The organism is Parabacteroides sp. AF21-43 (genome assembly GCF_003635435.1).
Classification (GTDB): domain Bacteria; phylum Bacteroidota; class Bacteroidia; order Bacteroidales; family Tannerellaceae; genus Parabacteroides; species Parabacteroides distasonis.
Genome location: NZ_QTMG01000009.1, coordinates 56,753 through 72,031 on the forward strand (window position 1 = coordinate 56,753; position 15,279 = coordinate 72,031).

At 44.4% G+C, this 15,279-nt stretch carries 12 protein-coding genes; 3 read left to right on the forward strand and 9 right to left on the reverse strand.

Annotated elements, in window-relative coordinates; all coding sequences use genetic code 11:
* Positions 1 to 19: 19 nt before the first annotated feature.
* Complete coding sequence (locus DWX84_RS08440) at positions 20 to 1,249, reverse strand: DcaP family trimeric outer membrane transporter (RefSeq protein WP_057326104.1); 1,230 nt, start codon at positions 1,247 to 1,249, stop codon at positions 20 to 22.
* A gap of 159 nt (positions 1,250 to 1,408) precedes the next feature.
* On the opposite strand from DWX84_RS08440, the gene DWX84_RS08445 reads away from it, so the two are divergent.
* Positions 1,409 to 2,770, forward strand: a complete 1,362-nt coding sequence (locus DWX84_RS08445; protein ID WP_005859947.1) for a TrpB-like pyridoxal phosphate-dependent enzyme — start codon at positions 1,409 to 1,411, stop codon at positions 2,768 to 2,770.
* A 77-nt stretch (positions 2,771 to 2,847) separates the two neighbouring features.
* On the opposite strand, the gene DWX84_RS08450 is transcribed toward DWX84_RS08445, so the two are convergent.
* Positions 2,848 to 3,258, reverse strand: a complete 411-nt coding sequence (locus DWX84_RS08450; protein ID WP_005863376.1) for a DUF3836 domain-containing protein — start codon at positions 3,256 to 3,258, stop codon at positions 2,848 to 2,850.
* A gap of 344 nt (positions 3,259 to 3,602) precedes the next feature.
* On the opposite strand from DWX84_RS08450, the gene DWX84_RS08455 reads away from it, so the two are divergent.
* Both DWX84_RS08455 and DWX84_RS08460 read left to right on the forward strand, forming a co-directional pair.
* Positions 3,603 to 4,790: an LruC domain-containing protein gene (locus DWX84_RS08455; RefSeq protein WP_227154240.1), complete on the forward strand. Its 1,188-nt coding sequence runs from the start codon at positions 3,603 to 3,605 to the stop codon at positions 4,788 to 4,790.
* A 21-nt stretch (positions 4,791 to 4,811) separates the two neighbouring features.
* Positions 4,812 to 5,960 (forward strand): BPL-N domain-containing protein, encoded by a 1,149-nt coding sequence (locus DWX84_RS08460; RefSeq protein WP_122297310.1) that lies wholly within the window; start codon positions 4,812 to 4,814, stop codon positions 5,958 to 5,960.
* A gap of 11 nt (positions 5,961 to 5,971) precedes the next feature.
* Here the strand turns inward: DWX84_RS08460 and DWX84_RS08465 are convergent, their stop codons facing one another.
* The 7 genes from DWX84_RS08465 to DWX84_RS08495 all read right to left on the reverse strand — a co-directional run bounded on the left by DWX84_RS08465 (position 5,972) and on the right by DWX84_RS08495 (position 15,250).
* Positions 5,972 to 6,643, reverse strand: a complete 672-nt coding sequence (locus tag DWX84_RS08465; protein ID WP_057326102.1) for a DUF2461 domain-containing protein — start codon at positions 6,641 to 6,643, stop codon at positions 5,972 to 5,974.
* 37 nt (positions 6,644 to 6,680) lie between these two features.
* Entirely contained in the window at positions 6,681 to 8,885 is a 2,205-nt protein-coding gene (locus DWX84_RS08470) for a patatin-like phospholipase family protein (protein ID WP_122297309.1), read from the reverse strand.
* A 445-nt stretch (positions 8,886 to 9,330) separates the two neighbouring features.
* Complete coding sequence (locus DWX84_RS08475) at positions 9,331 to 10,488, reverse strand: 6-bladed beta-propeller (protein ID WP_122297308.1); 1,158 nt, start codon at positions 10,486 to 10,488, stop codon at positions 9,331 to 9,333.
* Between the two features lie 32 nt (positions 10,489 to 10,520).
* Positions 10,521 to 12,383, reverse strand: coding sequence for a tetratricopeptide repeat protein (locus DWX84_RS08480; RefSeq protein ID WP_122297307.1), 1,863 nt, complete (start codon positions 12,381 to 12,383; stop codon positions 10,521 to 10,523).
* 56 nt (positions 12,384 to 12,439) lie between these two features.
* Complete coding sequence (locus tag DWX84_RS08485) at positions 12,440 to 14,263, reverse strand: TonB family protein (RefSeq protein ID WP_005863389.1); 1,824 nt, start codon at positions 14,261 to 14,263, stop codon at positions 12,440 to 12,442.
* A 17-nt stretch (positions 14,264 to 14,280) separates the two neighbouring features.
* Entirely contained in the window at positions 14,281 to 14,643 is a 363-nt protein-coding gene (locus DWX84_RS08490; RefSeq protein WP_122297306.1) for a BlaI/MecI/CopY family transcriptional regulator, read from the reverse strand.
* 115 nt (positions 14,644 to 14,758) lie between these two features.
* Positions 14,759 to 15,250 (reverse strand): energy transducer TonB, encoded by a 492-nt coding sequence (locus DWX84_RS08495; protein WP_005863391.1) that lies wholly within the window; start codon positions 15,248 to 15,250, stop codon positions 14,759 to 14,761.
* Positions 15,251 to 15,279 lie beyond the last annotated feature (29 nt).

Below are 15,279 nucleotides of genomic sequence, written 5' to 3' on the forward strand. Positions count from 1 at the left end.
CATTCCGGTCAATCTATCTTTAAAAATAATACATCATCAAACCTAATATACGATGATTCGTTATCGCATGTGTTTGCTCGATACGTCCGCTCTCTAAGTCGGTCGTGCCATAATAAGCTGTCGCCGGACAATACTCGAAACCGAACTTCCAATGCGGTAAATTATACGATACGTTTAAGCTGACGGTTATTAATTGATCGATATCCAATCCCATACCATACACCTTATCCGCTGAGACCAAGGACTTCCCGGTTCCCAAATTCTTCGTATATCCGACGAAAACTCCCGGTCTCCATTTCGTTCCGTAGGCGAAATTCACCCATGTCGTAGAATGGCGAAAAGGCGTATATCCCTGCTCGCCCGTACGGGAGTCCACCGAGCTCACCCCGTAACCGCCCAATAAAGCGGTATGATCCAAGGCTGAGGCCATCAAGGTTTTCGCCGCAAAGGTATAGTTTCTTCCGCTATACTTCAAATGTGCCTCGTAAGAGAATGCGGTCATTCGCTCGTTCACCTTAAAAGTTTGCTCCTTCCATTCTGTGGAAGTACGGGGTTTCAAGGAGATCATATGAGCGCCGAGCCCCATCAACCAACCATCCGCAGGGGTAAAATCCGCCCCCACGAACATCTCCGGAATGCAACTATTCTTGATATAATCCTCGCTCATGCCTTTCGGTCCGCTGGAAAGGTATTGTAATTGCCACAACACGGAAGCCGTCAATTGTACCCGGCTATTCGCCTTATACTGGTAACGGATCTGAGGGCTACGGTTGAAAGGCTGGAACGGCGCTCCGGTGGAAAGATTCAAGACATCCGGCATCACGGCGCCAAACAAGGGATGCCACGTGATCCCTACTAATACCGCCGATTTTCCCCAATCCAAGTTTACGTATGCCTGCCGGATACGTAACATCGTATTACTACTGGAAAAACCGCCAAAGTCCGTCTCTATCTTAGCGGAGGAACGAGCCTTGCCGATATCGGGACCCGTCACGTCCAAGCCCAAGCGGGAAGTGAACGTATAGAAACTGCCATTCGGCGTGGCGTTCAAATCCTTGCCATCCGCATCAAAACTCTTATCCAAAGGATAGAGATAAAAGTTCCCATCGATCGGAGCCATATTAGCCCGGGAATTGTAGAAAAGATCTCCACGGACGAAGCCGTAGAATTTGTAAGTGAAGTTTTTTCTTTGCGCTGTCGTAGAAAATAAGGCTAGCATCCCCACGAGCAACAGGGTAATCCGTCTCATTATAATTCAGTTTGTTATTTTTCTTACCTTATAAGCCGCGAATGTATATATTTTTATGGATTCAATTTGAAGAAACGAAATATTATTTGTTCCTTTGCTTCCAAGTTGTAAGCCTTAAAGGTCAAATTAGATTAATATTGTAAACACCAGATAAAGAAAATGAGTACTAAAAAGTTTTTGCTAGAAGAAAAAGATATACCTACGGCATGGTATAATATCGTAGCGGATATGAAGAACAAACCGCTGCCGATCTTAAATCCACAAACTAAACAGCCCTTAAAGGAGGAAGATTTATATCCTCTATTCTCGAAAGGCGTCTCTCATCAAGAAATGAACACGACAGACACATGGATCGAGATCCCCGATGAAGTACGCGAGCTTTATAAGGTATGGCGACCGACTCCGTTGGTTCGTGCCACTGGATTGGAAAAAGCGCTGGATACGCCCGCCCATATCTATTTCAAGAACGAGAGTGTAAGCCCGATCGGTTCACATAAGTTGAATTCGGCCTTGGCTCAGGCTTATTATTGTAAACAAGAGGGTACGACAAATATCACGACCGAGACAGGCGCTGGACAATGGGGTGCCGCTCTTTCTTACGCGGCAAAAGCTTTCGGCTTGGAACTTGCCGTTTATATGGTAAAGGTTAGTTACCACCAGAAGCCCTACCGTCGTTCGATCATGCAGACTTTCGGAGCACAAGTTGTTGCCTCCCCAAGTATGAGTACGAAAGCCGGACGCAAGATCTTGACAGACCATCCTAATTATCAAGGTAGCCTAGGTACCGCTATCTCCGAGGCGGTAGAGTTGGCCATGCAGACACCGAACTGTAAATATACATTAGGTAGCGTATTAAACCACGTTATGCTGCATCAGACCGTTATCGGACTGGAAGCTGAGAAACAAATGGAAATGGCTGGCGAGTACCCTGATGTCGTTATCGGTTGTTTCGGGGGTGGTTCCAACTTCTCCGGTATCACATTCCCATTCCTGCGCCATAAACTAACGGAAGGTAAGGATATCCGGGTTATAGCAGCGGAACCGGCATCTTGCCCGAAACTTACAAGAGGGCAATTCCAATATGACTTCGGAGATGAGGCTGGCTATACCCCGCTAATCCCGATGTTTACGTTGGGACATAATTTCTCTCCAGCGAATATCCATGCGGGAGGTTTGCGTTATCATGGCGCCGGCTCCATCGTCAGCCAGTTGATGAAAGACGAATTGATGAGCGCCGTGGATATCAAGCAATTGGATACCTTCAAGGCCGCTACTTTATTCGCGCAAGCGGAAGGAATCATACCGGCCCCGGAATCATCCCACGCTATCGCCGCGGCTATCCATGAGGCAGAGCAAGCCAAGATCGAAGGTAAACCTCGTACGATCTTGTTCAACTTATCGGGCCACGGCTTGATCGATATGGCCGCTTACGACCAATATCTATCCGGTGATCTAACAAACTATGAGGTAACGGATGAGGAAGTAGCTAACAATTTGAAAGATTTGGAGAAAATCATCTGATAAAAACAAGAAAAGGGGCGATACCAAATCGCCCCTTTCCCTTATTTGTCTATGAAAGTCTTAATTTAAAGTATGTATTATGAGAAAATTTCTTCGTAATTAGTACTCGGGATAATCATGTTCTGGACATTTAAGCTAAAGTTTTTCTTCTTCTTATCCCACATACCGTAATTTGTCTTTATCTCTCCACTTCGATCATCATATTGATAAGTGATCTGATAGAATGGAACCCATTCGTCGTTTGTCCGATCCCAACGAAACGCTTTCTTCTCGGAAACCTTGCCGTTCTCGTTGTACTGGAACTCATATCTTACCTGTTTGTTCAACAGTCCGTTTTCCTGTAAGAATACCACTTTAGAGATAATCTTACCATTCTCCTCTTTTGTATCATATAGATAATCTTTAGGAGACGCTGCGCTTATCGCTAAACTACACATGAAAGTAAAAACTAGCGCAAGAATACTTTTACCCCAAACTGATGTCTTCATACTATTTTAATTTATAAGGTTACTATCATTTTGTACCGCGAAGTAAGGAAGTTTCCCGACAATCACCAAAAGCAAAGTGACAAATCGTTAGCAATATCACAATATTTAACACATTCAAGACCTTCATTCCCTTCGATTCCCCCATGTTTACTGACATATTGTAAACCAAATCGTAAGTTCCCCCGATTTTTAAATATCTATTATTTACCACCAGCCGGATGTAACTTTCAAAAGAAAACTTTAGACACCGCTTTTTTAATAAATTAAAAATCTATTGATTAATAAATATATTCTTACCTTTGCAAAGGCAGAATGCAAATTGATTTCTTGACATGCGACAAATAATGAAACTATTTATCACATCCTTTCTTTTTATCCTATTCTCAGGATGTACAAAGGATGTATATGATCCTTCCGATAAAATTCCGGGAGAAGGTACTAATCCATTCTCAAAGGTAACAATTTCCTCTAATTTCGATTGGTCGATGATACAAATATCCCACCTTACCGTACAATCTTTCGACCCCTATGATGGCACCTATAATTATCTGGTAGAAGTATTTGATAAAAGTCCGGAAGATCAAGATGCGAATCTTCTCGCTACCGGGGTTTGCTCAAAGAAAACGCTTTTCGATAAGAAAATTATCTATCCAAAGGGAGAGTCGGATCAAGTTTACATACAATTGACGACCCCTACCGGATATCAAGTTACCGCTCCTGTCACCTTAACACCGGGTAATGATAATGTCTGTGCTTTCGATTCGTTAGCCGTATCGCAGGAAACAACCGCTACTCCGGTTAGCCGTACCCCGACCCGAAGCGTGTCTTCCACCTATACATTTATAATAGAAGACTCTTTCCCTAATTATGGAGATTATGATTTTAATGATGCCGTGATAAAAGTCCAGATGAAAACTTCCATGAAAGACGATTATGTACAATTCGCCAATATAAAACTGACTTTCCGTGCATTAGGTGGAACTAAGCGGGCCGGAGCTTTCATCCATCTCCCCTGCATAAAGTCCAAAGACATCCAAAAAGCCGAGTTAAATGGCTGGACCACGACTCCAGAATCGGAAACCGAGACTCCGGTTTATGCCCTATCGGATGATATACATGGATTATTCTCTTTTCATGAAATGATTAATACAGATAATGACCTTCCATATAGGGGAAAGCAAGAACGTTTGATCACCTTTTCGTTCGCAGCCGGTGCCTTAAAAGATTTGACCATTGATGACATCGATCTTTTCACGACCGTATTAAAGCGGGAAGGAGAGGTCTTACGCACGGAAATCCACCAACGTAATTATAGCTATACCCCCAAAGGGGTCAGATACCGTTATTACTCAAATGATAATTGCATATGGGCCTTAATGATACCGGATGATTTCAAATACCCTGTGGAACATGCTTTTATTGGTGATGCCTATCCGGATCTATTGAAATGGGTAAGTGGAGATAGCAAACATGTACAATGGTATAAAAGTAAGAATACGGTTGATAAGTGGATTTATACCCGAGAACAATAACAACCTAAAATCCTCCGTAAAATGAAAACGACCGCCATCTTATTTCTTGCCTATCTGGCTTTATGCGTTCAGTGCTCAGTGCCGGAAAACAAGAGCACGAAAAAAGAGATTAGTACTCAGCCGATAAAGGTGGGTGTATTCGATGGGCATGGAGGAGCACAGACCTGTATTTGGGAAACTGTCGCCGCTATCCGGCTGGACCCGGAAATGGAGGTATGTACCATTACTACAGCAGATATAGCTAATAATGTGCTCGATTCGATCGACGCTATTATTATCCCGGGAGGAAGTGGCAAAAGTCAGTACTTAAACCTAGGGACCTTAAATCAACAACGTATCAAGGACTTCATCGCTAAAGGTAAAGGGGCTGTCGGGATCTGTGCCGGAGCCTATCTATTCTCGAATACTCCCGATTACACCTGTATACAGCTAAATGGACAGCAAGCGATCGACATCGAGCATGACAACCGAGGGCATGGATTAGCGAAATTCACCTTATGTGAGGAGGGTAAGAAGATATTCCCCGAATTAGCCAACCGCGATACGAGTTTCGTCATTTACTATGAGGGACCGGTATTTATAAACAATCCGGCTGATACGATCCAAAGCAACACGCTTGCCATCATGGAAAGCGATGTGCATGAGGAAGGAAACGCCCCGGCTAATATGACAAACGGTAAGCCATTCTTCGTAGCCAATAACTACGGGAAAGGGCGTGTTTTTAGTTCCATCGCCCACCCCGAAGGTACTCCCGGCATGATGTGGATGATCCCCCGGATGGTACGTTGGACCTTGAATAAGCCTTTTATCCCTTATCAATCCTCCGCCGTACGTCCAGACCTGTTCAATCATGAATCATTAATGGCTACCGATGATTTAAAGCAGGAAGAAAAAGCCTTTCAAATCCTTTTAAGCGGAGAAAGCGAGCAAAAGGTTGCCGCCTTGGATTGGCTGGAAGCACATCATTCATGGGATGCCAAACGATGGGTACAAGGATTGCTTTATGACGCTTCACCCGCCGTCCGTATCCGGGCAGCCCGGTATATAGCGGATACCCATTACTTACCTTTCTTACCCAACTTACAGGCGGCCTACCGGACAGAAACCGATAAGGCGACCCAAGAAGAGTTAAAGACGCAGCTGGAGAAACTAACAGCCCTACTTCCTTAGGCTAGGGAGATTTAAACTCTCCCTAGATATTCATCTACCGTATAGTTTAAGAAACGATTGAATGGTAATAACAATTTAAAGTCATCCACCGCCTTATCCATCCAATCCGTAGCGTAAAAGAAATTATCCGGCTTATAAGACACCACGCTGAAATCCTTATGCTTCATGATATAACCATAAGGGGAATCCATTGGATAGCCGGCAGGCATGCGTTTCAGCATCTCCCCCTCTAACACCGGGAATGTTTTCTTAAATGTAGGTTCCTCGATAATAGCCGTAAATTCCTCGATATGATCGTATATATCCTGACGAAGTTTCTTTAATAGCGCAGGTGGCGGGCACCATACACCACCGGAAAGCAAGCAACCTCCCGGCTCCAGATGGATATAATAACCACCCCGTTCGCTGGCACGACCACCTTGGGAGATGTAAGCGGCGAAATGACATTTATAAGGAGTCTTATCTGGAGAGAAACGGATATCCCTGTATATCCGGAACAAACAATCTTTCGCCTCCAACCCGGCTACCTCGGGATCGAATAAGGAGATACGACCGATTAAATCCTGTACCTCATCAATAAAAACCTTACGTAGCGCATCGTAACGACTTTTATTGTCTTGGAACCATTCCCGATTGTTATGGCTCCTCAACTCTGTCAAGAACTCTATGATCTGTTCATTCATAACTTTCTATTTTTAATCCTTACAAATGTAAGAAATATTAGAAACTGTAACCCAGATTCAGATAAAATTGCAGGTTATTATTCCGGTTCGACAATCCGAAGTTCGTATTCATCGGACCGAACATACTATTATAGGCATAACCGATGCTGCCTCCCCATACACTTTCTCCCTTGAGCAGGTCGAAGAAATTATCCTCATGGATCGCATAGTTGGCTATCAATGAGATATAGTGCCGCTGCCCGATACGCTGACGTAAGTTCAAACGGACGATCGCCACGGAATTATCGAATATCTCCATCCGATTGATCCCCGCGAACGGTAACTGCTGGGGAAGGTACCTTTCCGGCATATCGCCTCCCACCACATTCAAAAAGGGATAAGCCGGATCTTTCCCGATCAACACGCGACCATCGATAGACGGCAACAGACTCAAATGGGAAGTCAGCGGCAATACTGAAAGGAAACTGAGTTTCAAAGCGGAGAAGAAGGTATGTCCCTTATAAGTCACGAAGTTATCCGTATAAATGGAATAATCCGCTTGCAGAGAAACGCCTTTACTCGGGAAGTAACGGCGGTCCAAGGTTTCCAGATGGGCCTGAGCGAAGTAACTGATAAAGCCTTCCGGTTTTACTTGATACTTTTGGTTTTCCGCCGTATAAAGGAATGAGTTATAATCAAAATACTCATAACGGGCTCCTAGCTTCAACTTGAAATTCAGCCAGTTCATGTCCGAATATCCAAGTTCCACGAAATGGTGGCGATACGTCGTATTTACGATTTTATCCCCCCGGTTATAGACGTCGAGATCATGGTACGTGAACATGTAAGACAGATTGATGTTACGCAAGGAATTACGCTCTATCGCATAGTCCACTCGCCCATACATACGTTTCCCGATCCTTCCCGTTACGGAGAACTTCGAATGGTAACGAGCCCGATTGTCAAAAGTAGCATTCAGCAACAGGGCGACGATATCCTCACTATTAAAATTCAAGCCCACATTAATCGCACTATTTGATTTTTCCTGTACCGTAAGCACCAAATCCTCCTGCCTCTCACCGACCAATTTATAGCTCACATTCGAGTAAAGATTTGTACCGATCACGATAGACATGGCTTCCTGCAATTTCTTCACGGTAAGCAAGCTATTCTCTTTCAAGCCGCTGATTTGCGTCAACCATTTCTCATCACGAGGATCTATACCTTCAAACAAGACACGCCGGATATGAAACGTATCGGTAGGGGCTACCGGATAGGAATGTACTAATCTCTTTCGGTGCATATCCGAACTATCGGATAAAACAATCTTCTTCTTTAAGGCAAGAATCTCATCCCATTGCTTGCGGGCGACTTGCTCACCCCGGTCAATCAAGGTATCCAGGGCCGTCTCCCCAAAACTAGCGGAATTATAAGGGTCTGTATTCGGGCGGAACAACAGATCGGTCTGTTCCTTATTCGGTCCGTATTTCTCATAACCATGCAAGGCGATGATCTGCCCTACGATATCCCAAGGGGTATTTATCCGCTCCAACTGTTTCAAGTCGCTAGTACCCAGATCTACGCCAATAATGATATCCGCCCCCATATCCCGTGCGACATCCGCCGGATAGTTATTCTTGATCCCACCATCTACCAACACCATGCTATCCAAACGTACCGGCGCAAACACGGCAGGAATCGCCATACTGGCACGCATAGCCAACGGAAGACTTCCATGATGGAAAACATATTCTTGCCCGTCCACCACATTCAACGCCACACAAGCGAAAGGTATATTCAATTGATTGAAGTCCACGGAATCATGATAACCGATCGTTAAATCAGAGAAAAGGTTCTGGAGATTTTGACCTTTTATCATCCCTTGGATCGTTATCTCTTTTTTACTCCGGCCAAAAGGAAGGGAAAAGACATATCGCTCGGAATTCTCTTTCTCCGGAAAAGTAAGGTTACTACGTTTCACACGGTCACTTAGCAACATGCTCCAATCCTGCCAACGTACCATGCTATCGATCTCAGCGGCAGTATAGCCAACGGAATACAAGCCACCAACGATAGCTCCCATACTGGTTCCGGCAATATAATCAATCGGGATACCGGCCTCCTCCAATACCTTCAACACCCCGATATGAGCGACACCTTTCGCCCCACCGCCTCCCAGCACCAAGCCAACCTTTTTCCGCTCAGCCATCACAGAAGGCACCAACATCAACCCAACCAACCACAATAAAAGGAACTTCCTCATCTAGATATTCTTTCCGGCAAATGTAGCTGGTTTACTCGAAAACGCAAACGGATTCATCTAGAATAAAACGTATGTTTACCTATATATAAAGTTTATCGCTATCTCATCTATTCTATAAACCATGCCGTGAACTGTATAAACCAAGGCGTGGTCTGCACATTCCACGGCGTGGTTTATACAGTTCACGGCGCTGATTTAAGAATAAATACTTATTCGCTATGGAATGTATAGGTTATCGGAGAACTATTTCAACAGGAGAGGAACATTTTATTTCCGGAACATAAGTGGGCAATAGATAGTATTTGATACAGTCTCCCTAGAATTAATAGGCATTTCTCTCTAAAATCGATTTACGTATTATGAATCAGGTATGTACGTGTTTATCAAAAAATAATATAGCCATCAACTTACTTTTTTCCAGCAAGGTAGCAGCCGGAGCAATATATTACTTTTTCTTTTTCAGCAGCATGACCACAGGATTCGACTCTTCATCCAAGTTTGCGGCGATCTCCTTCAACTTTCCTTTTAGCTGGCCTTTCTCGTAAGCCTCAACTAAGTCCGGGGCATCTAGAGTTTGGCAGATAGCTATTTCGGGGTTTCTTGGCTCTGATGTTAGAGAGACTTCTTCCTTATTGATGAAATCATCATTGTATAGAATATAGCTGAATAAGGCATTTTCTTGTTTATCATACACCAGATCTTCACCAAGGAAACCTTTAAACGTCGTAAAGTCAACCTCTTTTCTCATGGTTCTCATGAAACAGTAGCGATCGGTGATGACGGTTGGAAAAAGAAATACTTTAGTATCCATGGAGGATATGGAAGGGCTTCTTACGATAAAAGGACTCAGATTACCATCCGGCAAGTAATGGAATATGGTATCAGACGATGTATTGACAAGTATCCATTTATCCCGATCCGGAAACGTAAGATAAAATTCCGGCGTAATGATAAACTCCCCTTCTGTTACAACCGGAGTCTCAGTCCCCTTAGAGGGAATTTGGATCTCATGAATGATACGGCCATCTTGTTTGGAAATAATCAAATGACACTCCCGCTTGCCTTTTTCCGATGGATAACTCTTATAGCAAATCAAATGATCACGATCATAATTAAATATATAATTATAATAACTGGTATCCGTGAACTTAAAACTCCTTTTATAGTTTCCTAATAAGTCATAGACACCTATTTTTCTCGCTGGATTATCCTTGACGAATATCTCATCGTTACCCTCATCCAAGACAAGCCCTGTAAGCTGCGTGTATTCCTCACCGCTTTGCCCTAAACGGTTTATCTTCCTTAGTCCCTTTCCGTTTCTATCGAAAACAAGAATATCCCCATCACTGCCCCGATTCGTCACCAGCATGATATCCTTTCCGATCGCTTTCACGGCACCTTTAGTTATAAAATCATCCGTGGTTTCCAACGCGATGTATTCCACGTCCACAAGATCTTGAAGTATCAGTTCCTTTTCCGGATAATCGGCCATGACATCAACCCTTATAAGGTTATCGACAGAGGAAGCGGACCGATTGCCACATCCCATACATCCGACTAAAGCGAGTAGCATAGCCACTGCGTTCGTAGTTAATTTTCTCATTTTTTATGATGTTTAAAGTCTTTCGTTCGATGTCATTTCTTGCTCTTTAGCGCTTTCTCTTTGTTCATCATCCGTATCATCTCTTTTACCTCATCGGATGTCTCCGGCAGTTGTTGGATCAGAGATTGGAGTTCATTTATAGAAAGCTGGCTTTTCCGGTTATCTGGAGCCAGCATGGTTTGCTCCGTGATACCCCGTTTGGACATATCCGAATTTAATGACTCCAAGAAAGGCCGGGTAAAAGTCAAGTTACTCAGATCCGACTCGTTTTTCAACAGTTCCTTCGCGTAAGTCACTTGAGCGAATACACCTCTCTGTAGCTCCTCCGCATTCTTGAATCCGGAGATATCCGGATGGCTATATAGGTTCGCAATCTCACGAAGCAATTCTACACGAGTACCCTTCACCTCCCACGCCCGATAAAGCAGACGAGCCGCCTCCTCTATCTTACCCGAGCTTCTGGCGCTCATGGCACAAATCTCCATGACCATCTCCGATTCCTCCGGCAATTGATTGATCAGGTTACGCAAATCCACGATAGATATCTTGCTCTTTTTCCCATCCGGGTCTATCATAGTCTCCTCCGCCACATTACGGAAAAACATATCCTCATAGAAGGATTGCAGAAGCGCCCGGCTAAACACCATCGTCCTCTCGTCCGCTTTTTTCTTTAAGCTCTCATTCATATAAAGTACCAAGATAAAAAGACCTCGCTGACGATCCTCTTCACTCTGGAATTTAGACACGTCAATCTCACTATACATATGCGAGATCGCCGCTAGGAAATCCAGTCGTTCCGGATTCTTCTTCCATGCCTCATAGTAGAGACGGGACGCTTCCTTGTATCTCCCGTCTTTTTGGTAAGTCTCCGCACGGAAGGCCAATAATTGATTTACCAAGAAACGATTGGGTTCCAATCCCTTTTCCGCCCGGTCAAATAAGTCGTAAGCCCGCTTCCGGTCATACGTCTTACCCAAGGCGGAACCCAATAAGAGGCATACCTCGACAGAGGTCGTATCCTGCTCATATGCCATATCCAAGATATCTACCGAGGGCATATACAGACCGGCATAATACTTCGAGGCTCCCCCATATTTCAAGGTAAGGTAGGTGGAATCACCATCAGCCAACAAACTGGAATAGACAGAATCCGCCTGAACAAATTGTTTCACGATATATAGCCCCAATCCTTTACTACGCAATAATTGACGATTCCCGGGATTATAAAACAAGGCGGTATCGCAAATCGCTATTCCTTCCGATATATAATCCGGGCTACTAGCCCCCATCCGATACAATGAATTCACTAACGCAACCGCCAACCCCGCATTCTCACGATTCAAGTTATACGCCTGAAAATAAGCGGTCGTAGCAGAAGGATATTGTTCCATTCGAGTATAGCAATCGCCAATCGCACGGTATAAGACAGTATTATCCTCATTCTGAGCTTGCAATTTCTCATAGGCATCAACTGCTTTCTCATACTCCCCCAATTGGAAATACAGACGTGCCAACTGATAATTAGCGTAGAAGTTCGAGCTATCGGCGGATAATACCTGATGAAAATATCGCTCGGCATCCTCCGCACGGCCTAAGTTCGTCGCCGTCCGAGCCAAGATGTTTAAGATATCCAAGTTCGTCGTATCCATAGAAAAGCAAAGACGGTAATAGTCATAAGCCTTCTGATACCGAAGCATACCCTCATAAGCCTGCCCGATAGCGTTCATAATCTCATAATTCGAAGAATCAGCTAGTGTAAGGCTATCAGCATGAGCGATCACAGCCGCATATTGCTTACGGTTCACCAAGTCTTGCCAATTAAACTCTTGAGCATTTCCGGGAAAAATAAGGCAACAAAGTAACAGAACTGTAACTAAATTACATTTCGCATTCATATCTGTATATTTTTAAGATTACTGATTAAGCGACCAACATAGCCTCTATTCTTATTTCACTGTAACCGGAAAGTAATAGGCACCGTATATAAGACGCGGACCGCCTTTCCGTCCTGACGACCGGGAGTCCACCGGGGCATCATTCCGATGACTCGCAAAGCTTCCGCATCCAAGGAGGGATCTATTCCCCGTATGATTTTAGGTTCCACGATATTTCCTTTCTTATCTACCACAAACGAACAGATCACACGACCTTGCACTCCCGCTTCCTGCGCATCCGTCGGATACTTTATGCTTTGAGCGATAAACTTTAATAATTCACGATCCCCTCCGGGATATTGCGGCATCACGTCCACTACCGTCAAAGTCTCTTCCTTCATTTCTTCTACCGGACTTTTCAAACGGAACGTAATCGGGACCGTATATTTCACGGCGACCGCCTTTCCACGTTGCATTCCCGGATTCCAGCGAGGCATAGTGTTTATTACCCTTACGGCCTCCTCATTCAATAAAGGAGTCACTCCCCGAAGCACCTCCGGATTATTGACAGAACCATCACGCCCGACGATAAACGAGCAGATTACACGCCCTTGCTCCCCGTTATCCTGGCTCTCTTTCGGATACTTTATATTCGTGGCTATGTATTTCAACAACTCCGCATCCCCACCCGGAAAACTAGGCATCTTCTCTACCACGGTAAATACTTGCTCGTTCATCTCACGGGATTTGGAAGATAAGGACAAATGGGTATTATTTGTCATATCAGCAGCCAAGACCTCTTGGGACTCCCTTCCTTGATAGCTGCATCGCAAAATCGCATTCGCAGGGACCTCCAAAGAGAAAGCCCCTTTCCTATCCGTGATAGTCCCCTCTTTACCGCCCTTCACCACAACTGATGCCCCGATCAAAGGCTGCCCAGTCTCATCAACCAGAATGCCCGTAGCCGTCACCACAGCGTTCGAGACCGTAGCCTCATTCGCCAGACGGACAGTCAAACGGGCTACCGCCTCGATATTACTTAACAGCATCAAGATCCCTACCAATGGAATAAATATCAGATATTTCGTACGTACGATACCCGGGCTCCGCTTCTTGTTCATCATCATAATCCGGTTCTTCAGATGCAGCACATTGAAACTATTATACAAAGTAGTAACGGACTGATGATGAGCCAATCCCAATAAATGGTATTGATAGCTCTTACTATCGTAACCAGACTGGATCACCGTGTTATCCGCCAGATACTCCAGATTATGCCTAACCTCACGCTTCAATAACCATACAAAAGGATTAAACCAGCAAGCCATACACATCATCTCGCTCAAGATCACGTCAATCGAGTGCCATTGGGATACGTGCGTACATTCATGTGTCAATATCTCATCCGTTTCCTTATCCGAATGACTCTCCGGATGCAAGAAGACCATACGGAAAAAGGAGAATGGCCCGGCGGCCTTCCGCAACGCATAAACCGGAGTTTCATGAATAACAACACGCTCACTGGTATGAGCCAACCATAAGATACTGCTTAATTGCACGAGAAAACGTCCGCATAAGAACGCTACGATCCCCCAATAAATAAACCCCAAAGATCCCAACAACCATCCATACCAATCCACGGACGCCGCGGCATCCGCTTTCGCCGTCGCCTCAGGCAACATAGCGGAATACATATAAATCACGTCCGCTATAGGCTCTTGTTGCCTTACCCAATCTTGGATGTTCAGCAAAGGATAAAACAGAGCCAAGCCAAAGAACGCCAGCAAGATCGCACGACGTAGCTTGAAGAACGTGTCCTTATAGAAGAACAACCGGTAGAAGGCGTAAAAGAGTACAAAGGCTACATTTACCTTCAATAAGTAGGCAAATTCCGGTGTCATGGTATGTGGGATTTAGGTTATTCTTTTCCTTTCTCAATCAAATCGATGATATCCTTTAAATCATCCGTAGAGATTTTCTGATCTTTCGCAAAGAAAGAAACCATTTCTTTATACGAGTTAGCGAAATAATTCGTTACCACGCCCCCAAGGAACGTACGTTTATATTCCGTTTCCTCTATCAAAGGACGGTATTCATACGTATTTCCATAACGTTTCGCCTTCACGTACTTCTTTCGCTCCAGATTCTTGATCACGGAAGCGAGCGTCGTATAAGGAGGTTTCGAGTCCTCGTATTTGGCCAGCACATCTTTCACAAAACAAGGACCGATCCGCCAAATCCAGCGCATCGCCTCTTCTTCCTGCATCGTTAGCTTCTCCATAAATCTTATCCTTTTATTTAATGTATATCCACAAAGCTACGAAATAGTCGTAAACGGCATGCGGAAGGCACGTTAATTAACATTAAATAAGAATCACAAGACCTGCAATCGTGAATTATTGCAACTTAAACGTGATCGGCACCGTATATTTCACGGCTACCGGCTCGCCTCTTTGCGTGCCCGGTGTCCAACGAGGCATCATTTGCAAAACTCGAACCGCCTCTTGGTCTAATGCCGGGGAGATTCCTCTAAGGACCTTGTAATTCGTAAGCGTTCCATCCTTCGTTACCACAAACGAACAAATCACACGCCCTTGCTCTCCTTTGTCTTGGCTCTCTTGTGGATACTTTACATTCTTGGCTATAAATTTCAAAAGCTCCGCATCACCGCCGGGAAACTTCGGCATCACCTCTACTACCCTAAATACCTGCTCTCCATTTTCCAGCGTATCTTCGTCCTCCGCTTCCACCTGTACTTGCTCTTGTTTTTCTGCCTTTGTTACATCTGTCGGAACACTTTCTTCTTTTTGTTCCGAAGACTGTCCGCATCCTACGCACATCGCCAAAGCGAACAGGATGATCATTGTGTTCATAATCGCCTTTTTCATTTTCAATCCGTTTTAATGTTATTTATACC

Bases quoted from the DNA above. Each gene is read 5' to 3' on its own strand.
- DWX84_RS08440 (WP_057326104.1), bottom strand. From the start codon at position 1,249: ATGAGACGGATTACCCTGTTGCTCGTGGGGATGCTAGCCTTATTTTCT.
- DWX84_RS08445 (WP_005859947.1), top strand. From the start codon at position 1,409: ATGAGTACTAAAAAGTTTTTGCTAGAAGAAAAAGATATACCTACGGCA.
- DWX84_RS08450 (WP_005863376.1), bottom strand. From the start codon at position 3,258: ATGAAGACATCAGTTTGGGGTAAAAGTATTCTTGCGCTAGTTTTTACT.
- DWX84_RS08455 (WP_227154240.1), top strand. From the start codon at position 3,603: ATGAAACTATTTATCACATCCTTTCTTTTTATCCTATTCTCAGGATGT.
- DWX84_RS08460 (WP_122297310.1), top strand. From the start codon at position 4,812: ATGAAAACGACCGCCATCTTATTTCTTGCCTATCTGGCTTTATGCGTT.
- DWX84_RS08465 (WP_057326102.1), bottom strand. From the start codon at position 6,643: ATGAATGAACAGATCATAGAGTTCTTGACAGAGTTGAGGAGCCATAAC.
- DWX84_RS08470 (WP_122297309.1), bottom strand. From the start codon at position 8,885: ATGAGGAAGTTCCTTTTATTGTGGTTGGTTGGGTTGATGTTGGTGCCT.
- DWX84_RS08475 (WP_122297308.1), bottom strand. From the start codon at position 10,488: ATGAGAAAATTAACTACGAACGCAGTGGCTATGCTACTCGCTTTAGTC.
- DWX84_RS08480 (WP_122297307.1), bottom strand. From the start codon at position 12,383: ATGAATGCGAAATGTAATTTAGTTACAGTTCTGTTACTTTGTTGCCTT.
- DWX84_RS08485 (WP_005863389.1), bottom strand. From the start codon at position 14,263: ATGACACCGGAATTTGCCTACTTATTGAAGGTAAATGTAGCCTTTGTA.
- DWX84_RS08490 (WP_122297306.1), bottom strand. From the start codon at position 14,643: ATGGAGAAGCTAACGATGCAGGAAGAAGAGGCGATGCGCTGGATTTGG.
- DWX84_RS08495 (WP_005863391.1), bottom strand. From the start codon at position 15,250: ATGAAAAAGGCGATTATGAACACAATGATCATCCTGTTCGCTTTGGCG.